26 protein-coding genes are annotated in these 20,859 nt (G+C 63.6%); 17 read left to right on the forward strand and 9 right to left on the reverse strand.

Annotated features, from left to right (window positions below; translation table 11 throughout):
• Positions 1 to 62: 62 nt before the first annotated feature.
• The 3 genes from BLL36_RS05420 to BLL36_RS05430 are packed head-to-tail and all read right to left on the reverse strand — an operon-like array spanning position 63 to position 1,100.
• Complete coding sequence (locus BLL36_RS05420) at positions 63 to 401, reverse strand: hypothetical protein (protein ID WP_076950437.1); 339 nt, start codon at positions 399 to 401, stop codon at positions 63 to 65.
• Entirely contained in the window at positions 398 to 781 is a 384-nt protein-coding gene (locus BLL36_RS05425; protein WP_076950438.1) for a phage holin family protein, read from the reverse strand. The genes BLL36_RS05420 and BLL36_RS05425 overlap by 4 nt, the downstream gene beginning before the upstream one ends.
• 4 nt (positions 782 to 785) lie before the next feature.
• Positions 786 to 1,100 carry a DUF883 family protein gene (locus BLL36_RS05430; protein WP_076950439.1) on the reverse strand — a complete coding sequence of 105 codons (315 nt, stop codon included), beginning with the start codon at positions 1,098 to 1,100 and terminating at the stop codon, positions 786 to 788.
• Between the two features lie 348 nt (positions 1,101 to 1,448).
• Between BLL36_RS05430 and BLL36_RS05435 the strand changes: the two genes are divergently transcribed.
• Positions 1,449 to 2,657 carry an ammonium transporter gene (locus BLL36_RS05435; RefSeq protein WP_076950440.1) on the forward strand — a complete coding sequence of 403 codons (1,209 nt, stop codon included), beginning with the start codon at positions 1,449 to 1,451 and terminating at the stop codon, positions 2,655 to 2,657.
• Here the strand turns inward: BLL36_RS05435 and BLL36_RS05440 are convergent.
• Positions 2,644 to 4,380, reverse strand: coding sequence for a cation:proton antiporter (locus BLL36_RS05440; RefSeq protein ID WP_083735261.1), 1,737 nt, complete (start codon positions 4,378 to 4,380; stop codon positions 2,644 to 2,646). The two genes, BLL36_RS05435 and BLL36_RS05440, sit on opposite strands and share 14 nt — an antisense overlap.
• Positions 4,381 to 4,572: 192 nt before the next feature.
• Between BLL36_RS05440 and BLL36_RS05445 the strand changes: the two genes are divergently transcribed.
• From BLL36_RS05445 to BLL36_RS05455, 3 genes are all read left to right on the forward strand, one after another.
• Positions 4,573 to 4,809, forward strand: a complete 237-nt coding sequence (locus BLL36_RS05445; protein WP_076950441.1) for a glutaredoxin family protein — start codon at positions 4,573 to 4,575, stop codon at positions 4,807 to 4,809.
• Positions 4,810 to 4,883: 74 nt separating this feature from the next.
• The gene (locus BLL36_RS05450; protein WP_076950442.1) at positions 4,884 to 5,219 is read left to right on the forward strand and encodes a transcriptional regulator; all 336 of its coding nucleotides are present in this window, start codon (positions 4,884 to 4,886) and stop codon (positions 5,217 to 5,219) included.
• A 73-nt stretch (positions 5,220 to 5,292) separates the two neighbouring features.
• On the forward strand, positions 5,293 to 6,183 hold the full coding sequence (locus BLL36_RS05455; RefSeq protein WP_076950443.1) for a pseudouridine synthase: 891 nt from the start codon (positions 5,293 to 5,295) through the stop codon (positions 6,181 to 6,183).
• Between the two features lie 125 nt (positions 6,184 to 6,308).
• Here BLL36_RS05455 and BLL36_RS05460 read toward each other — a convergent pair whose 3' ends face one another.
• On the reverse strand, positions 6,309 to 6,530 hold the full coding sequence (locus BLL36_RS05460; protein WP_010211805.1) for a YgdI/YgdR family lipoprotein: 222 nt from the start codon (positions 6,528 to 6,530) through the stop codon (positions 6,309 to 6,311).
• A 79-nt stretch (positions 6,531 to 6,609) separates the two neighbouring features.
• Positions 6,610 to 7,212 carry a molybdenum cofactor guanylyltransferase MobA gene (mobA, locus tag BLL36_RS05465; protein WP_076950444.1) on the reverse strand — a complete coding sequence of 201 codons (603 nt, stop codon included), beginning with the start codon at positions 7,210 to 7,212 and terminating at the stop codon, positions 6,610 to 6,612.
• A 76-nt stretch (positions 7,213 to 7,288) separates the two neighbouring features.
• Between mobA and moaB the strand changes: the two genes are divergently transcribed.
• Both moaB and BLL36_RS05475 read left to right on the forward strand, forming a co-directional pair.
• Complete coding sequence (moaB, locus tag BLL36_RS05470) at positions 7,289 to 7,828, forward strand: molybdenum cofactor biosynthesis protein B (protein WP_076950445.1); 540 nt, start codon at positions 7,289 to 7,291, stop codon at positions 7,826 to 7,828.
• Positions 7,812 to 9,038 carry a molybdopterin molybdotransferase MoeA gene (locus tag BLL36_RS05475; protein WP_076950446.1) on the forward strand — a complete coding sequence of 409 codons (1,227 nt, stop codon included), beginning with the start codon at positions 7,812 to 7,814 and terminating at the stop codon, positions 9,036 to 9,038. Before moaB ends, BLL36_RS05475 begins: the two co-directional genes overlap by 17 nt.
• Positions 9,039 to 9,328: 290 nt before the next feature.
• Here the strand turns inward: BLL36_RS05475 and BLL36_RS05480 are convergent, their stop codons facing one another.
• Together BLL36_RS05480 and fliK are read right to left on the reverse strand one after the other, a co-directional pair.
• Positions 9,329 to 9,658, reverse strand: a complete 330-nt coding sequence (locus BLL36_RS05480; RefSeq protein WP_076950447.1) for an EscU/YscU/HrcU family type III secretion system export apparatus switch protein — start codon at positions 9,656 to 9,658, stop codon at positions 9,329 to 9,331.
• Positions 9,655 to 11,232, reverse strand: a complete 1,578-nt coding sequence (fliK, locus tag BLL36_RS05485) for a flagellar hook-length control protein FliK (protein ID WP_076950517.1) — start codon at positions 11,230 to 11,232, stop codon at positions 9,655 to 9,657. The genes BLL36_RS05480 and fliK overlap by 4 nt, the downstream gene beginning before the upstream one ends.
• A 200-nt stretch (positions 11,233 to 11,432) precedes the next feature.
• Here fliK and ccmA point away from each other — a divergent pair, with 200 nt between their 5' ends.
• The 11 genes from ccmA (at position 11,433) to phnN (ending at position 19,729) form a co-directional block, all read left to right on the forward strand.
• Positions 11,433 to 12,068 (forward strand): cytochrome c biogenesis heme-transporting ATPase CcmA, encoded by a 636-nt coding sequence (gene ccmA / locus BLL36_RS05490; RefSeq protein WP_076950448.1) that lies wholly within the window; start codon positions 11,433 to 11,435, stop codon positions 12,066 to 12,068.
• Positions 12,065 to 12,733: a heme exporter protein CcmB gene (ccmB, locus tag BLL36_RS05495; RefSeq protein WP_076950518.1), complete on the forward strand. Its 669-nt coding sequence runs from the start codon at positions 12,065 to 12,067 to the stop codon at positions 12,731 to 12,733. The genes ccmA and ccmB overlap by 4 nt, the downstream gene beginning before the upstream one ends.
• Positions 12,734 to 12,817: 84 nt before the next feature.
• Positions 12,818 to 13,573 (forward strand): heme ABC transporter permease, encoded by a 756-nt coding sequence (locus BLL36_RS05500; protein ID WP_076950449.1) that lies wholly within the window; start codon positions 12,818 to 12,820, stop codon positions 13,571 to 13,573.
• Positions 13,570 to 13,746 (forward strand): heme exporter protein CcmD, encoded by a 177-nt coding sequence (gene ccmD / locus BLL36_RS05505; protein WP_049709263.1) that lies wholly within the window; start codon positions 13,570 to 13,572, stop codon positions 13,744 to 13,746. Before BLL36_RS05500 ends, ccmD begins: the two co-directional genes overlap by 4 nt.
• A complete protein-coding gene (ccmE, locus tag BLL36_RS05510; protein WP_076950450.1) occupies positions 13,743 to 14,210 on the forward strand; it encodes a cytochrome c maturation protein CcmE in 468 nt (155 codons plus the stop codon). The genes ccmD and ccmE overlap by 4 nt, the downstream gene beginning before the upstream one ends.
• 3 nt (positions 14,211 to 14,213) lie before the next feature.
• The gene (locus BLL36_RS05515; RefSeq protein WP_076950451.1) at positions 14,214 to 16,202 is read left to right on the forward strand and encodes a heme lyase CcmF/NrfE family subunit; all 1,989 of its coding nucleotides are present in this window, start codon (positions 14,214 to 14,216) and stop codon (positions 16,200 to 16,202) included.
• Entirely contained in the window at positions 16,199 to 16,735 is a 537-nt protein-coding gene (locus BLL36_RS05520; protein ID WP_076950452.1) for a DsbE family thiol:disulfide interchange protein, read from the forward strand. The genes BLL36_RS05515 and BLL36_RS05520 overlap by 4 nt, the downstream gene beginning before the upstream one ends.
• Entirely contained in the window at positions 16,732 to 17,205 is a 474-nt protein-coding gene (locus BLL36_RS05525) for a cytochrome c-type biogenesis protein (RefSeq protein WP_076950453.1), read from the forward strand. The genes BLL36_RS05520 and BLL36_RS05525 overlap by 4 nt, the downstream gene beginning before the upstream one ends.
• Positions 17,198 to 18,382 (forward strand): c-type cytochrome biogenesis protein CcmI, encoded by a 1,185-nt coding sequence (gene ccmI / locus BLL36_RS05530; protein ID WP_076950454.1) that lies wholly within the window; start codon positions 17,198 to 17,200, stop codon positions 18,380 to 18,382. Before BLL36_RS05525 ends, ccmI begins: the two co-directional genes overlap by 8 nt.
• Before the next feature lie 16 nt (positions 18,383 to 18,398).
• The gene (locus BLL36_RS05535) at positions 18,399 to 18,794 is read left to right on the forward strand and encodes a hypothetical protein (RefSeq protein WP_076950455.1); all 396 of its coding nucleotides are present in this window, start codon (positions 18,399 to 18,401) and stop codon (positions 18,792 to 18,794) included.
• 341 nt (positions 18,795 to 19,135) lie between these two features.
• Positions 19,136 to 19,729: a phosphonate metabolism protein/1,5-bisphosphokinase (PRPP-forming) PhnN gene (gene phnN, locus BLL36_RS05540; protein ID WP_076950456.1), complete on the forward strand. Its 594-nt coding sequence runs from the start codon at positions 19,136 to 19,138 to the stop codon at positions 19,727 to 19,729.
• A 146-nt stretch (positions 19,730 to 19,875) separates the two neighbouring features.
• Here phnN and BLL36_RS05545 read toward each other — a convergent pair whose 3' ends face one another.
• Positions 19,876 to 20,772 carry a LysR family transcriptional regulator gene (locus BLL36_RS05545; RefSeq protein WP_076950457.1) on the reverse strand — a complete coding sequence of 299 codons (897 nt, stop codon included), beginning with the start codon at positions 20,770 to 20,772 and terminating at the stop codon, positions 19,876 to 19,878.
• Positions 20,773 to 20,859: the final 87 nt, after the last annotated feature.

Below are 20,859 nucleotides of genomic sequence, written 5' to 3' on the forward strand. Positions count from 1 at the left end.
AGGCCCGGCCCTCGAAAATGAGGGCCGGGCCAGTTCTGTTAGCAAGAATGCAGCCAGTACGCTCAGCTTTTACGCGAAGAGCCCTGCATGGCCAACTTGATCAGCGGGATCAAGCCGGCACCGAGGCGCACCAGGCGCGTCACGCCGCCGATACCACCACCCTTGGCACCCTTGCCCGTGAAGAAGCCCATCAGGGTCACGGCGGCCACGCCCCACAGCGGCGCGTGCTTGATGCCCAGGCCGCCCTGCAGACTCTGGCCCATGTTGCGCACCTTGTTCAGCGGCAGCATCAACTGCTGGGACTCGTGGCGGATCTCCTGACGGTGCATTTCCATGCGCAGGCGAATCAAAGCCTTGCGCATTTCTCGGCGGGAGGTTTGCTGGTTTTCATTCGAGCTCATGGCAGCAGGCGCTCCCGGTCATTGGCCAATTCTTCGAGGGTGGCGTGGAACGGCGTGGACTCATCGAATACCGCCGCTTTCAAGCGCACCCCGCAGAACGCGGCGGCCAGGGTGTAGAACACGCAGAGGCAGATGATCCCGGTCAGCCGGTAGCCGGTGTCCCACACCAGGATCATCACCAACGTCGATAACCCCACCAGCAACAGCAGCGCAAACACCAGCGCCAGGCCGGCAAACAGCAACAGGCTGACGGTGCGGGCCTTCTGTTCCTGCAATTCAATGCCAAACAATTCGACGTGACTGTGCAGCAAGCCCAGCACGGCCGCGCCCAGACGCCTTGAGGTTGAGCTCGTGGTCGAGCTGGATTCGCCGATAGACATGGTATTAGCGCCTTGTGGCCAGCAGGCCGATCAAAAAGCCCACGCCGGCGGCAATGCCCACCGACTGCCAAGGGTTGGCCTGCACGTAGTCTTCAGTGGCGGTGACCGCCGCCTGGCCGCGTTCGCGCAGGGAGTCTTCTGTCAATTTCAGGGTTTCACGGGCCTGCAGCAGCGATTCCTGGATTTTGGCGCGCAGCTCGTCGGCCTGGTCGCCCGCGAGTACCTTGGTGTCGTTCAGCAACCTTTCGGTGTCAGTCACCAGGGTTTGAAAATCCGCCATCAGTATTTCCTGGGCGTTCTTTGCAGTGCTTCGGGCCATGGGTATCTCCGTGATTGGCTGATCGGTATGTAGTGGTTTCGAGTCACCGGGCTCGGTGAAGGTTCAGTGCAATTGTCTGGTACAGCTTTTGCTACGCCTTGGTGCGCGGGCCAACGAGTCTGCGCTGAATCCGGGCGGTGGGGCAGCAAGCCTTGAAAAACCTTACCCTAAATAACTCAAACTCGCGGAAAAACCCTGTCGGTAACGGCCTGTTGTGTTGATCGCTGCGCTAAAGCGGTTCACGCCCTCTGAAAAGGGGTGGGGCCGCAGGTGCCAAATTAGTGCGCAAATACCTGGCTTGACCCGCTTTGGTGCTTTTTTGCCTTGACTGCAGGCCTGCCAACTTCCATGGAAAATCTGCAAAGTGCAGTGGACACGCTCGTCCACAGCTCCAACACCCTGTTTATCCTGATCGGTGCGGTCATGGTCCTGGCCATGCACGCCGGCTTCGCGTTCCTGGAAGTCGGCACGGTGCGTCAGAAGAACCAGGTCAACGCGCTGTCGAAAATCCTCAGCGACTTCGCCATCTCCACCCTGGCTTATTTCTTTATAGGCTATTGGATCTCCTACGGCGTGAGCTTCATGCAACCGGCGGCGGTGATCAGTGCCGACCATGGTTATGGGCTGGTGAAGTTTTTCTTCCTGTTGACCTTTGCGGCAGCGATCCCGGCGATCATTTCCGGTGGCATCGCAGAACGTGCAAGGTTCGCTCCACAGCTCTGCGCCACGGCGTTGATCGTGGCGTTTATCTACCCGTTTTTCGAAGGCATGGTGTGGAACGGCAATTTCGGCCTGCAAGCCTGGCTGCTCGCGACCTTTGGCGCCAGCTTCCATGACTTTGCCGGTTCCGTGGTCGTACACGCCATGGGCGGCTGGCTGGCGCTGGCGGCGGTGTTGTTGCTCGGCCCGCGCAATGGGCGCTACCGCGAAGGGCGCCTGGTGGCGTTCGCGCCGTCGAGCATTCCGTTCCTGGCGTTGGGTTCGTGGATCCTGATCGTCGGTTGGTTCGGTTTCAACGTAATGAGCGCCCAGACCCTGGACGGCGTGAGCGGCCTGGTGGCGGTCAACTCGTTGATGGCGATGGTCGGCGGCACGGTCGCTGCGTTGATCATCGGCCGCAATGACCCGGGCTTCCTGCACAACGGCCCGCTGGCCGGGCTGGTGGCCATTTGCGCCGGCTCCGACCTGATGCACCCGGTGGGCGCGCTGGTGACCGGTGCTGTCGCCGGCGGGTTGTTCGTGTGGTGTTTCATCGCGGCGCAGGATCGCTGGAAGATCGACGATGTACTGGGTGTGTGGCCGTTGCACGGCCTCTGCGGCGTGTGGGGCGGCATTGCCTGTGGCATCTTCGGCCAGACCGCCCTGGGGGGACTGGGCGGTGTCAGCCTGATCAGCCAGTTGATCGGCACGGCCCTCGGCGTGCTGGTGGCGCTGCTCGGCGGCTTGCTGGTGTACGGCGTGCTCAAGCGCGTCACCGGGCTGCGCCTGAGCCAGGAGCAGGAGTATTACGGTGCGGACCTGTCGATCCACAAGATCGGCGCGGTCAGTCAGGATTGATCGGCGCCTGTTCTTCGTCGTCCGGTTGCGCGTAAAAACCGTGCAGCAGGCGATAGCGGTTCTGCCGCACTTCATCGACCCGCGCCTGCACCTGTTGGTCCGGCAGGCCCAGCAGGATCAAGGCGTGGGAGGCGAGCATCAGGCTCGACTCCAACAGCTCGGGTACCACTTCGGTGGCGCCCGCAGCTTTCAGTTCAGCCAGCTGGCTGTCATCGCGGGTACGCACCAGGATCGGCACCTGGGGGTTGATCCGGCGCGCCTCTTTCAGCACCACCAGCGCCACATCGGTGTTGTCCACCGCAATCACCACCAGCCGCGCGCGTTCCAGGCCGACCGCACTCAGCAGGGCGCCCCGCCGGCAATCGCCATAATGCACGCTGCTGTCTTCGGTGGCGGCTTCCTGAACCCGTTCCGGATCGTCATCCAGGGCGATGAAGGCCTGTTGTTCCTTGCGCAGGAAACGCCCGATGGATTGGCCGACGCGTCCATAGCCGCAGATCACCGCGTGCCCGCGTAGCTCGGCATTCAATGCGGTGATGTGTTCCAACTGCACTTGCTGGTTGGGTTTGCGGTGCAGGCGCAGGGCAATGCGCGGCGCGGCGCGCAACAGCAGCGGAGTCAGCAGCATTGAACAGAAGGTGGCGGCCAACAGCAGGCCGTTGAATTCGTCGGGGATCAGCCGGCTCTGCTGCATCTGCGCCATCAGCGCAAAGCAGAACTCGCCGCCTTGAGCCAACGCCAGGCCACTGCGCCAGGCCGTCTCGGCGTCGCTGCCGCGCAACTTGACCAGCGCTGCCACCACGCAGCCTTTGACCAGCATCAGGGTCAAGGTCAGGCCAAGGATCAGCAGGCTGTGGCTGACGAACAACTGCAGGTCGATCAGCATGCCGATACTGACGAAAAACAGCCCCAGCAGGATGTCGCGAAACGGACGGATATCCGCCTCGATCTGGTGGCGGTAGTGGCTCTCGCCCAGCAGCATGCCGGCCAGGAACGCGCCGAGGGCAGGGGAGAGCCCCAACAAATGCGTGAGCCAGGCCGTCAGCAGCACAATTACCAGCGCCAGCAGTACAAACAGCTCCGCCGAATGGGAGGCGGCGACTTCGCGGAACAAGCGCGGCAACAGCCAGCGGCTGGCCAGCAGCAGGCCGACAAACAACACCACGGTCTTGCCCAGGGTCAGCGGCAGCGCCAGGTACCAGGCTTGCTCGCCGGTGCCGGCAAATACCGGCACCAGGGTCAGCAGCAGCACCGCCACCACATCCTGGAACAGCAGTACGCCAATTGCGTTCTGGCCGTGACTGCTGAAGATCTCCCCCAGGCTGGTCAGCTCCTTGCTGACGATGGCCGTGGAGGACAACGCCAGCCCCGCCCCCAGCAACAAGGCGATGCCCGGCGCTACGCCCAGGGTCATCAGCAAGCCCCCCAGCAGCGCCCCGCACCCCAACACCTGCAGACTGCCCAGGCCAAACACCACGCGGCGCAGGGCAAACATCTTCGTCAGGGAAAACTCCAGGCCCAGGGAAAACAGCAGGAACACCACGCCCAGTTCGGCGAGGTCGGGCAGTTCTTCGCTGTCATTCACCCAGTCCAGGGCGGTGGGCCCCACGGCCAGGCCGACGCACAAATAGCCCAGCACGGGTGGCAATTGCAGCCGGCGAAACAGCGCAATCACCACCAGGGATGAGGCCAGAATGATCAGCAGGTTGGCAAACACACGCATCTCCATTGCAAGGGGCAGGCAAAAGCCTGCAAGTATTGCTGAGTCAGTTATAGGTCATTGTGACGTGGGTCAGGATTTATGTGGGGGTGGCAGGCTTATGGTGGCGAGCGGGCTTGTTGTGGCAAGCCCGCTCGCCACAGGTATTGTGGGGGCTTAGAATGTCTGCCTACTTTCTGAGCAGGTCTATTCGCCATGCTTCCTGAATGCCAGCTGTTCGGCACCCTGGGTTGCCATCTTTGTGAGATCGCCGAAGCCGAAGTCATGCCGCTCGTCGAACACGGTTTGCTGGTGGAGCTGGTGGACATCACCGACCCCGACGACCTGACCGAGGTCTACGGCCTGCGGATTCCGGTGCTTCGCCGGGTAGATACCGGGGCTGAACTGGACTGGCCCTTCGACACCGAGCAGGTGGTCGCCTTCCTGCGCTGACATTTATGCGATGGCGGGTTTCCGAATATTACGTTACTGTATGTTTGTACAGCGATTGAATAGAGGGAACGCCCGTGGTGAATGTTGAACAACTGAAAAGCAGCGTCAATCGCATGTCCGCCGATGTCGTGCGCGACGCGGTGAACGAGCTGCGCCTCGATGGCCTGGTCACGGAAGGCAAGACGCCGTTTAACAAAGTGCATTTCAATACCTGCTTCGCCGAGATCGAGGCGCTGTTCCAGCGCGCCGGCTATCACAAGCAACTGGATGTGGTGGGTTACCAGGGGTTGCTGTACGCGTTATACGATCCGGGCCGCTGGGAAGCGGTGGACGTATTGCGCTGGCTCAAGGAATTCACCGAGGCTGCGAGTGCCTCGAAGATCCTGCGGCCCGAGTTGCTCAAGGCCTGAGATAGGCCCTAGGCTCAATCCCGCTCCATGCGGGATAATGCCTGCCCGTTTTTTCCCAGGTTCGAGCAGGTTCATGTCCACATCCAGTTTTTCCGCCTCCCGGCACCAAGCCAGCACCTTGTATTTGCCGCCCGGCGCCTGGGCGACAGTGCTCGATTGCCTGTGCGAACACTTCCCGGCGATTGGCCGCGGGCACTGGCTGGACCGTATTGCCCGAGGCCGGGTGCTGGACATCCACGGCAGCCCGATCGCCCTGGACCTGGCCTACAAGGAAGGCCTGTGCATCTACTACTTCCGGGAAGTGCCAAACGAGAAGGTAATCCCGGTGCAGGAGACCATCCTGTATGCCGACGAGCATCTGGTGGTCGCGGACAAACCGCACTTCCTGCCCGTGACGCCGGCCGGTGAGTACGTCGAACAGACTCTGCTGCGCCGCCTGATTCGTCGTCTGGACAATCCGTCGCTGGTGCCCTTGCATCGCATCGACCGGCATACGGCGGGGTTGGTGCTGTTCTCGGCCAACCCGGCCAGCCGTTCCGCGTATCAACAGCTGTTTCCCACGCGCAAGATCGATAAATTCTACGAAGCCATCGCCCCGGCCCTGCCGCACCTGACTTTCCCCCTGGTGCATAAAAGCCGCCTGGTCGATGGCGAACCGTTTTTTCGCATGCAGGAAGGCGACGGTATCGCCAACACCGAAACGGCCGTGGAGGTGCGAGAAAAGAACGGCAACCTGTGGCGCTACGGCCTGTTTCCGGTGACGGGCAAGAAGCACCAGTTGCGCGTGCACATGACCGCGCTTGGCGCGAGTATCTGCAACGACCCGTTCTACCCGGACGTGATCAAGGACGCCGTGGACGACTACACCAACCCGCTGAAACTGCTGGCCCAGGGCGTGCGTTTCATCGACCCGGTCACAGGTCACGAGCGTGTCTTTCGCAGCCGGATCAGCCTCGACTGGTAAGCGCCGGAAACGACAAGGCCCGCGCGAGGCGGGCCTTGGGTTAACCGGATAGCTGGGGCTTTCTGATACTGCGCGGCGTCCCGTTTAGGGCGGCTTCGCCACCCAGCGCGGGGCAAGCCCGCTCACTACAGGTCTTTAACGGTGCGAACCTGGTCTTTATTGATGCGGGTGCGCTTGCCGTCAAGTTGTTCGAATTCGTAGAAACCCGAATCTTCGTTGTATTTCGGGGTGTCGACGGCCTGGATTTCGCGACCGTCATTCAGGGTGATCACTGTCGGCGAGGCGCAACCGGCGAGGGTAGCGAGGCCCAGTGCAAGCATGAGAGCGGCGATGGTCCGTTGAGTCATGGGTGTGTCTCCGAGAGAATACTTTTTAAATGCTGACCTTGTGACGCGTGGAGCGCCGACAAAGTTCCTTGTGCGAGGTTCATTCTGACACGCCCGAGCGCGTCTTTAACAGCGCCGGCGTGTTCAGGTTGGCCAGGCGCGGGTCGTCCGCCGGGCACTCAAGGCCCACGCCGCCCAGTTGCAGGAAGAGCTTGCGCGGGCTGCGTTCACCGGCGCGCCAGGCGCTGTCCACCGCGTCGCGCAGGGCGGTCGGGATGATGCAGATCAGCGGTTCCCAGAACTCGCCATGGCGCACCATCACCGGCAGCAGCGGGTGCTGCTGCGCCATCTCACGCAGGTCGGCGAGCAGTCGGTCGTCGAGATTCGGCACGTCGCACGGCACAATCAGCAAGTGCCCACGACGCGCGACGGCGAGTCCCGCACGGATACCGGCGAGCGGGCCGGGAAAGTCCGGGCTGTCGTCACTCACCAGCCGGTCGGCATACGCCGCGTACTGTTGCGGGTTGCGGTTGCAGGAGATGATCAGGTCATCCGTGAGCGGCCGCACCAGGCGCTGTAAATGCGCGATCAAGGGTTGGCCGCGCCATTCCAGCAGGCCTTTATCCTGGCCGCCCATGCGTTGGCCGCGGCCACCGGACAGCAGCAGGACCGAACAGGGCAGGGGGGATGAATCGATAGGCATGGCGGTTCCGCAGCGGCAGCAAAAGGGGGGCCTGTGATATAACATCGGGCTGTTCCTTCGACAACCGGACCGTGCCATGAACGCCAAGGCAGATGCGCCCTTCGTACCCCTGAATATCGCCGTATTGACCGTCAGCGACACCCGTACCCTGGAAACCGATACGTCCGGCCAGGTCTTCGTCGACCGCCTGACCGCCGCCGGCCACAGGCTGGCCGAGCGCGTGCTGCTCAAGGACGACCTCTACAAGATCCGCGCCCAGGTCGCCCACTGGATCGCCGAAGACGTGGTGCAGGTGGTGCTGATCACTGGCGGCACCGGCTTCACCGGCCGTGACAGCACGCCTGAAGCCGTGAGTTGCCTGCTGGACAAACAGGTCGATGGTTTTGGCGAACTGTTCCGCCAGATTTCCGTGGCCGATATCGGCACCTCCACCGTGCAATCCCGCGCCCTGGCCGGCCTGGCCAACGGCACCCTGGTGTGCTGCCTGCCGGGTTCCACCAATGCGGTGCGCACCGGGTGGGACGGCATCCTCGCCGAGCAACTGGACAACCGCCACCGCCCGTGCAACTTCGTGCCGCACCTCAAACAGGCCGAGCCTTGTGAATCCCGTGGGTAAGCCGGGCAAGAGCGGCGCGCTGATGCCGGTCGAAGACGCACTGGAGCAACTGCTGGCCATGGCCGCAGCCGCGCCGATCCGTGACCGGGAAACCCTGGCGCTGGCGGACTGCGATGGTCGCGTCCTGGCGCAAGACCTGATCTCCACCCTCGACCTGCCACCCTGGCCGAACAGCGCCATGGACGGTTACGCCCTGCGCCTGTCGGACTGGACCGGCGAGCCGCTGGTGGTCAGCCAGCGCATCTTCGCAGGCGCTGTACCGCTGCCATTGGCCGCAGGCACCTGCGCGCGCATCTTCACCGGCGCGCCGGTACCCGAAGGGGCCGACTGTGTGCAAATGCAAGAAAACGCCGTGGTTCACGCTGACGAGCGCGTGGGCTTTACCGAGCCGTTGCGGGCGGGCCAGAACATACGTCCCCAGGGCCAGGAAACCACCGTCGGCGAATGTGTCTTGTCGGCCGGCACGCGCCTGGGCCCGATCGAACTGGGCCTCGCCGCCTCACTTGGCCGTGACCGCCTGGAGGTAGTCCGCCGCCCACGCGTGGCGGTGCTGTCCACTGGCGACGAGCTGATCGAGCCGGGCTTGCCGCTGGGCCCCGGCCAGATCTACAACAGCAACCGGCGGCTGCTGTGTACATGGCTCACGCGCATGGGCTGCGAAGTGATCGACGCCGGCATCCTGCCCGATGACCTGGAACACACCCGCACACGCCTGGCCGAGCTGGGCAGCGTTGACCTGATCCTGTCGACCGGTGGTGTGTCGGTGGGCGAGGCGGATTTTCTCGGTATCGCCCTGCGTGAGGAGGGCGAGCTGGCCTTGTGGAAACTCGCGATCAAGCCAGGCAAGCCGCTGACCTTCGGCCACTTCCGCGGCGTGCCGGTGATTGGCCTGCCGGGTAATCCGGCGTCGACCCTGGTGACGTTCGCCCTGCTGGCACGCCCTTACCTGCTGCGTCGCCAAGGCGTGCAAGACGTCGAGCCACTGCGCTTTGAAGTGCCGGTGGGATTCACCTGGCCCAAGCCAGGCAACCGCCGCGAGTACCTGCGCGGACGCATCGAGCAAGGCAAGGCGATCATCTACCGCAACCAGAGCTCCGGCGTGCTACGCAGCGCGGCGTGGGCCGAAGGGTTTGTGGAGGTGCTGGAAGGCACGACCTTGGAGGTCGGCGACCGGGTCAACTTCATTCCCCTGAGTGAAGTACTCAACTAACCCTGCAACTCCAAGGTGGGAGCTGGGTGCCTACACATCTTCGTAGTGAGCGGGCTTGTCGAATCGTCGCACCGCCCGCGCTGGGTGGCGAAGCCGCCCCAAACCAGGCGACCTGGGCCTCTCTGACACTCGGCGGTGGCTTTGTTGGGGCGGCTTCGCCACCCAGCGCGGGCGGTGCGACGATTCGACAAGCCCGCTCACTACAGACTTTCAGCCTTTAGAGTTTTAGGGACCTAGGGCTAACGCAGGCAAGCCAGCTCCCAGTAGGAGCGATGTGAGTCCGATAAAACTCAGTAATCATCCCCACGTTCGGTCACGTCGCGCTCCACCGGCGCGGCGTGTGGGTCATAGCCCACCGGGAACTTGCCCTTCAACGTCCAGGCAAACGCGATGATCTCGGCAATCGTGCGGTACAGCTCTTCCGGAATGCTATCCCCCAGTTCCATGCGCGCCAGCAGCTTCACCAGCTCGGCGTTTTCGTAGATGGGCACTTCGTTTTCCCGCGCCAGCTTCAGGATCGCTTCGGCCAGGGCGTCATCGCCCTTGGCCGTCAGGGTCGGGGCTTGTTGTCCATCGTATTTAAGCGCAATCGCCTGGCGCGGTGGGTTGGCGTTGTTCATGCGGTTTCATCCACCCAGCGTTGCTCCAACCCGGTTTTTGGCCCGCGTGGCGGGGTGCCGAGGTGGCAGTCGAGATCGCCGACGTTGAGGCCCGACGTCACCAGGCGTTCGCGCAGGCTGCCCAAGTGGCTTTCGATCAAGCTGGCGGTGAACGGCCGAGTGGCCCACAGCTGGCTGGACAGTTTGCCCTGGCTCAGTTGCGCCTGGACCTGCAACGGCCCCAGCGGCTCCATGTCGAAGGCCAGTTCGACACGCCAGAGCATCTGCTTGGCGTCTTTCTTTTCTTTGCGTTCGGGCTGGTCCTTGTCCGGCGCGGGTTCTTCGCGCTGGAACTTGACCTGCAATGGCACGATGTCTTGCAGGGTGCGCATGGGAATCTCCAACTGCCAAGTGGTTTGCAGGCGGCCGTCGGCGGTGGTGCCGGTCTGCTCCAGGCTCGACAACTGATGGCTCTGCAACCGCGAGATCGCCCCGGCAGCCAGGCGCAGCAGGTTTTCCAGGTCGCCTTCGCCTTCCAGCTTGCCCATCAGCCGCTCGGGCAGCGGGAAGCTGGCCGGCGCCTGCCGTGCGCTGACTTGGCCAAGGGTATTGAGCGGGCTGCGGACAAAATTGGGCAACATCTGCGCCAGCGTGTTGGCGGCGAGGATGGCATTCAGGTTGGTGCTGACGGGCAGGGCGGGCACCAGATCGGCGACCAGGCGCAACAAGGCGCCCTTCATGTCCAACGGCGGTACTTGCGGATTTTGCCCGGCGAGCAATTTGGCCTCGAGGAAGGCCCCGCTGTTCTGGATCACCTGGGCCAGCACCTTGGGGTTGCTCACCTGTGCCAGGTCCGGCAACGCAGCCAGCAAGCGGTCGGCGGCGGCGCGCAGGTCGGCGGAGGTGCTGTCGCCGCGCGGCAGGTTCTGCAGTGCAGTGAACACCGCATCCAGCGAGCCTTGGCGACTTTGCTGGGTGGAGAGTTGCTGCGTGATTGCCAATTGATCCTTGAGCCCGCTCAACGGCACGAAATTCAGGGTCTGCGCGTTCTGCACCACGGCACTGAGCAAACTGCCCACGCGCAAGGGTTGCGGGCTTTCCAGCGTCAGCGTCGCCCCGGCCAGGGCGTTATTGAGTACCGTCACCAGCGACCGGTAGATCGCCGGTTGCGCGCTGCCCTGGGGCAGCATCTGGGTGGTCAGCACCTTGGCTTGCAGCAGAGTGCCTTCCGGTATCTTGGCGGTATCGATGCGCGTGAGGGCCGCCACATTCGCGCTCAACGCCTGTTGCAGGCTGAGGGTCAGGTTGCCGGCGGGCGTCTGGCTCACCGCCACGTTACTGCCCAGCGGCAAGGGTTGGGCGCTGCTGGCCTGCACCAGGGTCTGGCGGCCGCCTTCCAGGGTCAGCTTGAGCAACAGTTGAAACGCTTCACCGCCTTGCTTGAGGGCGATGACTTCGGCATTTGCGGTTTTCCCGGGGTCAATCAAGCCGATCTGCGGCTCCAGCAATTTGAGCAAGGCGCCTGCCGCGGGCGCGGGCGATTGTCCGGCGGCCGGCGTGGGAGGGAGCGTAGGAAGGTTGATCTCGCCGGTCATCGTGCGCATCGTCTCTGGGGAAATTGCCCTCTTTAGCGTAGGGCATCGCATGTATAATGCCGCCGGTCTGCAAAGAGAGCGCTAAAAACCTCACAACTATTTGATCCAGCTCTCTAAAATCGGTCGCCAAAGCCGTTATTGTGCTTCTTTCTATAACGGCCGCTGCACCGCCGACTTGAACCGTAAAGGCCCGCGATCTCTTGACCAGCCCTCTTCTTGAAGCCGTAGCGCTCTCCTGTGAACGCGACTTGCGCCTGCTGTTCGAGCATCTCGAGCTGCGGCTGGCCGGCGGCGACATGGTGCAAGTCAGCGGCCCCAACGGCAGCGGCAAAACCAGCTTGCTGCGCCTGCTGGCCGGGTTGATGCAGCCGACGGCCGGTGAGGTTCGACTCAACGGCAAGCCCCTCGACCAACAGCGCACGGAACTTGCGCGCAACCTGATCTGGATCGGCCACGCCGCCGGTATCAAGGACGTGCTGAGCGCCGAAGAGAACCTCAGTTGGCTCGGCGCCCTGCATCATCGCGCGTCCCGTGATGCCATCTGGCAGGCCCTCGCCGCCGTCGGCCTCAAGGGTTTCGAGGACGTCCCCTGCCACACCCTGTCCGCCGGCCAACAGCGCCGCGTGGCCCTGGCGCGTTTGTACTTGCCGGGACCGCCGCTGTGGATTCTCGACGAACCTTTCACGGCCCTCGACAAACACGGCGTCGCCCAGTTGGAAGAACATTTGGCCCGACACTGCGAGCAGGGCGGCCTGGTGGTGCTTACCACCCACCACACCCTGGCCCGCGTGCCCGCCGGTTACCGTGACCTGGACCTGGGGCGGTGGTTGCCGTGAGTGTGTTCGGTCTGTTGGTTGCCCGTGAGGCCCGCCTGCTGTGTCGTCGCCCGGCCGAGTTGGCCAACCCGCTGGTATTCTTTGCCATCGTGATTGCGTTGTTCCCGTTGGCGGTGGGGCCGGAGACCAAACTGTTGCAAACCTTGTCTCCTGGACTGGTGTGGGTCGCGGCGCTGTTATCGGTATTGCTCTCGCTGGACGGGCTGTTTCGCAGCGATTTCGAAGACGGTTCCCTCGAACAGTGGGTCCTTTCGCCGCACCCCCTGCCACTTCTGGTACTGGCCAAGGTACTGGCACACTGGGCTTTTTCCGGGCTGGCGCTGGTGCTGCTCTCGCCGTTGCTGGCGATGATGCTAGGGTTGCCCACCGAGTGCCTGCCGGTGTTGCTCCTGTCGTTGCTGCTCGGCACGCCCACCCTGAGCCTGCTGGGCGCGGTGGGTGCGGCATTGACCGTGGGTTTGAAGCGCGGTGGCCTGCTGCTGGCCCTGCTGATCTTGCCTTTGTATATCCCGGTGTTGATCCTGGGCAGCGGCGCTTTGCAAGCCGCGCTCATGGGCATGCCGGCGACCGGTTACCTCCTGTGGCTTGGTAGCCTGACCGCCCTGGCGGTAACCCTGACACCCTTTGCTATAGCGGCCGGCCTGAAGATCAGCGTCGGCGAATAATGAGGTCTGACCAAGCGTTATGTCTGGTCAGTAAAGACCCTAGGCTTCTTGCAACGACAAGAAGCACCCGTGATGGAAACAGCAATGAACTGGACCTGGTTTCACAAGCTCGGCTCGCCCAAATGGTTCTACGGCATCAGTGGCAGGCTGCTGCCGTGGTTGAGTGTCGCCGCGATGTTGCTGATCGGCATCGGCCTGGTCTGGGGTCTGGCCTTTGCGCCGCCGGACTACCAGCAAGGCAACAGCTTTCGCATCATCTATATCCACGTGCCCGCCGCGATGCTGGCCCAGTCCTGCTACGTGATGCTGGCGGTGTGCGGTGTCGTCGGCCTGGTGTGGAAGATGAAGCTCGCGGACGTCGCCCTGCAGTGCGCCGCGCCCATCGGTGCGTGGATGACCGCCGTGGCGCTGGTCACCGGTGCGATCTGGGGCAAGCCCACCTGGGGTTCGTGGTGGGTGTGGGATGCGCGACTAACGTCCATGCTGATCCTGCTGTTCCTGTACTTCGGTCTGATTGCCCTGGGCAACGCAATCAGCAATCGTGACAGCGCCGCCAAGGCCTGCGCGGTGCTGGCGATTGTCGGTGTGATCAACATCCCGATCATCAAGTACTCGGTGGAGTGGTGGAACACCCTGCACCAGGGCGCCACCTTCACCCTCACCGAAAAACCGGCGATGCCCGTGGAGATGTGGGCGCCGCTGCTGCTGATGGTGCTGGGGTTCTATTGCTTCTTCGGCGCCGTGCTGCTGATGCGCATGCGCCTCGAAGTGCTCAAGCGTGAAGCCCGCGCCAGCTGGGTCAAGGCCGAAGTGCAAAACAGCCTGGGGGCGCGCGCATGAGTTTTGCGTCTTTCAGCGAATTTATCGCCATGGGCCATCACGGCCTGTATGTCTGGACGGCCTACGGCATCTGCCTGGCGGTGCTGGCCCTCAACGTCGCCGCGCCGATCCTGGCCCGCAAGCGTTACCTGCAACAAGAGGCGCGTCGTCTGCGCCGGGAGACCGAAAAGTGAATCCGCTGCGTAGAAAGCGTCTGTTGATCATCCTTGCCATCCTGGCCGGCGTCGGCATCGCCGTGGCCCTGGCCTTGAGCGCCTTGCAGCAGAACATCAACCTGTTCTACACCCCGACCCAGATCGCTAACGGCGAAGCGCCCGTCGATACGCGCATCCGCGCCGGCGGCATGGTGGAGAAGGGCTCCTTGAAGCGCTCCGGCGATTCCCTGGACGTGACCTTCGTGGTCACCGACTTCAGCAAATCCGTGACCATCACCTACCGTGGCATCCTCCCGGACCTGTTCCGCGAAGGCCAGGGCATCGTCGCCCTGGGCAAGCTCAACGCCGACGGTGTGGTGGTGGCCGATGAGGTCCTGGCCAAGCACGATGAAAAATACATGCCGCCGGAAGTGACCAAGGCTTTGAAAGACAGCGGCCAATCCGCTCCTGGCTTAAATTCAAAGCCTGCGAAGGAGGGCTAAGTGATGACGTCCGCACTGTTCATTCCGGAACTGGGCCAGTTGGCGATGATCCTCGCCCTGTGCTTCGCCATGGTCCAGGCCGTGGTGCCGTTGCTCGGCGCCTGGCGCGGCGACCGCCTGTGGATGAGCCTGGCGCAGCCGGCCGCCTGGGGCCAGTTCGCCTTTTTGCTGTTCGCGTTCGGTTGCCTGACCTACGCCTTCATGACCGACGATTTTTCCGTCGCCTATGTTGCCAATAACTCCAACAGCGCCTTGCCCTGGTACTACAAGTTCAGCGCCGTGTGGGGCGCCCACGAAGGCTCGTTGCTGCTGTGGGCGCTGATCCTCGGCGGCTGGACCTTCGCCGTGTCGGTGTTCTCGCGGCAACTGCCGCAAGTCATGTTGGCCCGTGTGCTGGCGGTGATGGGCATGATCAGCATCGGCTTCCTGCTGTTCCTGATCATGACCTCCAACCCGTTCAGCCGCATCCTGCCGCAGATCCCGGTGGACGGTCACGACCTCAACCCGCTGCTTCAGGACATCGGCCTGATCGTGCACCCGCCGATGCTTTATATGGGGTACGTGGGGTTCTCGGTGGCATTCGCCTTTGCCATCGCCGCCTTGCTCGGCGGGCGCCTGGATGCGGCCTGGGCGCGCTGGTCGCGGCCATGGACCATCGTCGCCTGGGCGTTCCTCGGCATCGGTATTACCTTGGGCTCGTGGTGGGCCTACTACGAACTCGGCTGGGGCGGCTGGTGGTTCTGGGACCCGGTGGAAAACGCCTCCTTCATGCCCTGGCTGGTCGGCACCGCCTTGATTCACTCGCTGGCCGTCACCGAAAAGCGCGGCGTGTTCAAGAGCTGGACCGTGCTGCTGGCCATCGCCGCGTTTTCCCTCAGCCTGCTCGGCACTTTCCTTGTACGTTCGGGCGTGTTGACGTCGGTGCATGCGTTTGCCTCTGATCCTGCGCGCGGCGTGTTCATCCTGATCTTCCTGCTGTTTGTGGTCGGCGGCTCGCTGACGTTGTTCGCGTTGCGCGCGCCAGTGGTCAAGAGCCAGGTCGGCTTCAACCTGTGGTCGCGGGAAACCCTGCTGCTGGGTAACAACCTGGTGCTGGTGGTGGCGGCGTCGATGATCCTGCTCGGTACCCTGTATCCGCTGGTGCTGGATGCCTTGAGCGGCGCCAAATTGTCCGTCGGCCCGCCGTACTTCAACGCGCTGTTTATTCCGTTGATGGGCCTGTTGATGGTGGTGATGGCCGTCGGCATGCTGGTGCGCTGGAAAGACACCCCGGTCAAATGGCTGGCGGGCATGCTGATGCCGGTGTTGTTGGGCAGCGTGGCCCTGGCGGTGATCGCAGGTGTCGCCTATGGCGACTTCAATTGGGCGGTGCTCGCTACCTTCCTGCTCGCGGCCTGGGTGTTGCTGGCCGGCGTGCGCGATATCGCCGACAAGACCCGCCACAAAGGCCTGCTCAAAGGTCTGCCGACTTTGACCCGCAGTTATTGGGGCATGCAGATCGCGCATCTCGGCATCGCCGTGTGCGCCCTGGGCGTGGTGCTCTCCAGCCAGAACAGCGCCGAGCGCGACCTGCGCCTGGCGCCTGGCGAGTCCATGGACCTGGGCGGTTACCAATTCATCTTCGACGGCGCCAGGCACTTCGAAGGGCCCAACTTCACATCCGACAAAGGCACGGTGCGCGTCGTGCGCAACGGTAAGGAAATCGCCGTGCTGCACCCGGAAAAACGCCTGTACACCGTACAGAGCTCGATGATGACTGAAGCGGGTATCGACGCAGGCTTCACCCGTGACCTCTACGTGGCCCTGGGTGAACCCCTGGGCGAGGGGGCGTGGGCGGTGCGGGTGCATGTGAAGCCGTTCGTGCGCTGGATCTGGTTTGGCGGTTTGCTTACCGGCTTTGGTGGTTTGCTGGCCGCGCTGGATCGGCGCTACCGGGTCAAGGTCAAGAGCCGGGTGCGTGAAGCCCTCGGCCTGCAAGGAGCGGCGGTATGAAGCGTTGGTTGATGGTCGTGCCGCTGGCGCTGTTTCTGGTGGTGGCGGTCTTTCTGTATCGCGGTCTTTACCTGGACCCGGCCGAGTTGCCTTCGGCAATGATCGGCAAGCCGTTCCCGGCGTTTTCCCTGCCGACGGTGCAGGGCGACAAGACCGTGACCGAGGCCGACCTGCGTGGCAAACCGGCGCTGGTCAATGTGTGGGGCACCTGGTGCATCTCCTGTCGCGTCGAGCACCCGGTGCTGAACAAGCTGGCCGAAAAGGGCGTGGTGATCTACGGCATCAACTACAAGGATGACAACGCGGCGGCCTTGAAGTGGCTGGCCGAGTTCCACAACCCGTATCAACTGGATATCCGCGATGAAGACGGCAACCTCGGCCTGAATCTCGGCGTCTATGGCGCGCCGGAAACCTTCTTTATCGATGCCAAGGGCGTGATCCGCGACAAGTATGTCGGTGTGATCGACGAGGCCGTATGGCGCGAACAACTGGCCGCCAAGTACCAGGCGCTGGTCGATGAGGCCACGCCATGAAGCGTCTGCTCGCCGCTGCGGTGCTGGCGCTGGGATTGACCGGCGTGGCCCAGGCCGCCATCGACACCTACGAATTCGCCAACGACGCCGAGCGTCAGCGCTTTCGCGACCTGACCAAGGAACTGCGCTGCCCCAAGTGCCAGAACCAGGACATCGCCGACTCCAATGCGCCCATCGCCACCGACCTGCGCCGGGAAATCTTCCGCATGCTGGGGGAGGGCAAGGACGACCAGCAGATCATCGATTTCATGGTCGACCGCTACGGTGATTTCGTGCGCTACAAACCGGCCCTCACCGGCAAGACCGCGTTGCTCTGGTTCGGCCCCGCCGGGTTGCTGCTGGCCGGCGTGGTGGTGATGGCGGTGATTGTGCGCCGCCGCCGCGCCGCGCCTGCCGATGGCGCCGACGCGCTGTCCCCTGAAGAGCGTAAACGCCTCGACCAATTGCTGGACACCAAGACTGATGATTGATTTCTGGCTCGCAGCCGGCTTGCTGCTTCTGATTGCCCTGAGTTTCCTGCTGATCCCCGTACTGCGTGGCCGCCGTGCCCAGCGCGAAGAAGACCGCACCGCGCTGAACGTGGCGCTCTACCAGGAGCGCGTCGCCGAGCTGCAAGTGCAGCAGGACGAAGGCGTGCTGAATGCCGCGCAACTCGACAGCGGCCGCGCCGAAGCGGCCCGTGAATTGCTGGCCGATACCGAAGGCGTGGAAAAACCCCGCGAATCGCGCCTGGGCAAACCGCTGCCCCTGCTCGCTGCCGTGCTGGTCCCCGTGCTTGGCCTCGGCCTGTACCTGCACTTCGGCGCCAGCGACAAGGTCGAGCTGACCCGCGAATTCTCCCAGCCGCCGGTGTCCATGCAAGACATGACCCAGCGCCTGGAGCGCGCCGCCGTGGCCCAGCCGGATTCGGCCGAAGGCCTGTACTTCCTCGGCCGCGCTTATATGGCCCAGGATCGTCCGGCTGATGCCGCCAAAGTTTTCGAACGGACCGTGGCCTTGGCCGGCCGCCAGCCGGAACTGCTCGGCCAGTGGGCCCAGGCGCAGTACTTTGCCGACAACAAACAGTGGTCGCCCAAGGTCCAGGCGTTGACCGACGAGGCGTTGAAGCTCGATCCCAAGGAAGTCACCAGCCTCGGGCTGCTGGGGATCGCAGCCTTTGAAGGCCAGCGTTACCAGGAGGCGATCGACTACTGGAGCCGCCTGCTGGCGCAACTGCCAGCGCAGGACAACTCCCGTGCGGCACTGCAGGGCGGCATTGATCGCGCTGCGCAAAAGCTCAAGGAGAGCGGTGGCACTGTCGCGCAAAAAGCCGTGATGAAAGTGCGTGTAGATTTATCCGCCGAGGTCAAAGCCAAAGCCCTGCCCACCGACAGCGTATTCATCTTCGCCCGCGCCGTGAACGGCCCGCCGGCGCCGCTGGCGGCCAAGCGCGTCACAGTCGCCGAGCTGCCGGTCACCGTCGAACTGGGCGATGCCGACGCGATGATGCCGCAGTTGAAACTGTCCAACTTCCCCGAAGTCCAACTGGTTGCACGCATATCCCGGGCCGGTCAGCCGACCACGGGCGAGTGGATCGGCCGCAGCCAACCTGTGGCCAGCAGCACCACCGCGCTGCAGCAACTGACCATCGACACTCCGGACAAGTAATTTCGAGGAAACGCCCATGACCGCATTTGCACGCATCACCCTGCTCAGCCTGGTACTGGGCCTGAGCGCCTGTGCGGTCCACCGCCCACCTCCGGGGCCCACCGGCCCGACCATCCCGCCCTCGGGCCCTTCGACCCAGCCCAGCACCAAACCCTCCGGCCCGGTGACCCCGCCGCCGAAGCCGCTGCCGAGTAAGTCCGCGACCTTCGCCCCACCACCGGGCGCGGCCAGCCACTGGGACGGCAAGATGCAGGTGTATGTGCTCGACGACCAGCCCGATACGTTCTACCGCCAGCGCACGTACTACCGCTGGAGCAACGGCTGGAGCCGTTCGATCAGCCCCAACGGGCCGTGGGAAGAAACCGACGTGCAGGGCGTGCCACCGGGGCTGAGCAAGCAGTACGCGCAATGACAAAAGGCGACCTTCGGGTCGCCTTTTTTCTGCCTGTGAACACAGCCCTCAGTCCAACGAAGATCTTTTGTGGGAGCCGGGCTTGCCCGCGATGGCGGCGTGTCAGGCGCCGAATCATTTGCCGGTACACCGCCATCGCAGGCAAGCCAGCTCCCACAGGAGATCACCTCGCTATCAAGGCACGGGACACTCCCGATCCAGCACTTCATTCACCTGTAATCGTGCCATCTCACCGGTCTGCACTGCGGCCATTACCGGTTTGATGGGCGCACCGAACGTAGTGCGCGGCGGGTGGTACTCCGGTAATGTGGCCGCGGTCGACAAGTGAAGAGGGTGTTTTGATGGCTGGCAGGTTGATCTATCTCATCGGGCCTTCCGGCTCGGGCAAGGACAGCCTGCTGGACGCCGCACGCGCACGCTTGGCCGAGCGCGGTTGCCGCATCGTGCGCCGCGTCATCACGCGCTCGGCTGAAGCGGTGGGCGAGGCGGCGCAGGGTGTCAGCCCGCAGCAGTTTGCCGCAATGCAGGCCGAGGGCGCGTTTGCCCTCAGTTGGCAGGCGAACGGCTTGTGTTATGGCATTCCCCGGCAGATCGACGACTGGTTGGCGGCGGGTAACGACGTGCTGGTCAATGGCTCCCGCGCGCACCTGGTGCAGGCGCGCGAACGTTACCCGACGGCGCTGGTGTTGCTGTTGACGGTCGACCAGGCGGTGCTGCGCCAACGCTTGATCGTGCGCGGGCGTGAAGCGCTGGTGGATATCGAGGCGCGGCTGGCGCGCAATGCGCAATTTACCGCCGAGTTGATCGCCGGCAATGGCGCGGGGTTACGGGTGCTGGATAACTCCGGGCCCCTGGAACAGACGGTCGAACGCCTGCTGTGTTGCCTCGACCACGGGCATTCTGCACACGCCATGGGTATCGACACGAACCTGTAGTGAGCGGGCTTGCCCCGCGCTGGGGGGCGAAGCCGCCCCAACCCAGGCGACTCGGTTCTAGCTGGAGTACCGCGGTGGCTTTATTGGGGCGGCTTCGCCCCCCAGCGCGGGACAAGCCCGCTCACTACAGTATGTAGCTTCGCCATTTAGTCTGGGTACAGGGTCCCGGCCAGCAACCGCTCCACATATTCCACAAACGCCCGCGCCTTGGCACTCGCCATCCTGCCCGTGGGGAATACCGCCCATAAATCGCGGGCCGGCAATGTCCAGTCGGTCAGCACCGACTTCACCTCGCCGCTGGCCAGTTCCGGCGCAAACATCCAGGTGGACGACAAGGTCAGTCCCAGATGGCTCAACACCGCAGCGCGCACGCCTTCGGCCGCCGTCACGCGTACGCGGCCATGGGCGAGCAGTGGGTACTGCGTGTCGCCTTGGGTGAAGTTCCAATGCGCGCCTTCGCCGCGTGTGTAGATCACGGCCTCGTGCTGCAACAGATCCGCCGGCGTGGCGGGCTCGCCAAAGCGCTCGAAATAGGCCGGGGTGCCGAGGATGACGCACGGCGATTCGCCGATCTTGCGTGCCGTCAGGCTCGAGTCGACCAGATTGCCCATGCGTAGCGCCACGTCGATGCCTTCCTCGACCAGGTTGAGGCTGCGGTCGTCGAGCACCACGTCCACATTCAATTCGGGAAATTGCGCCAGGAAGGGCCCCAGGTGAGGAACGATATGCATCCGGGCGAAGGTCACCGGGGCGCTGATCCTCAGGTTGCCGCTCAGCCCCGCGCCGGCACCACGGGCGGCATCGTCGGCGGCGTTGGTTTCATCAATCGCGCGTTTGGCCTTCTCGAAAAACGCCAGGCCTGCCTCGGTTGGCGTCAGGCCCCGTGTTGAGCGCAGCACCAAACGTACCGCCAGGCGCGTCTCAAGCTGCGCAATGCTTTTGGAAACGGCGGGCTGGCCGACGCCCAGGCGCTTGGCGGCAGCGGAGAACGAGCCGGTTTCGACGACGTGGACGAAGGTTTCCATGGCGGTGAGGCGGTCCATCGATGTTCCCTGTTTGGCTTGGCGGCGCTCAAGCCTAAGGCGATGAACGATGGGTGTCATGTGTTTCCAGTGCTGAGCAGCCGGGTT

It is taken from the genome of Pseudomonas cedrina subsp. cedrina, assembly GCF_001983175.1.
GTDB classification, from domain to species: Bacteria; Pseudomonadota; Gammaproteobacteria; order Pseudomonadales; family Pseudomonadaceae; genus Aquipseudomonas; species Aquipseudomonas cedrina.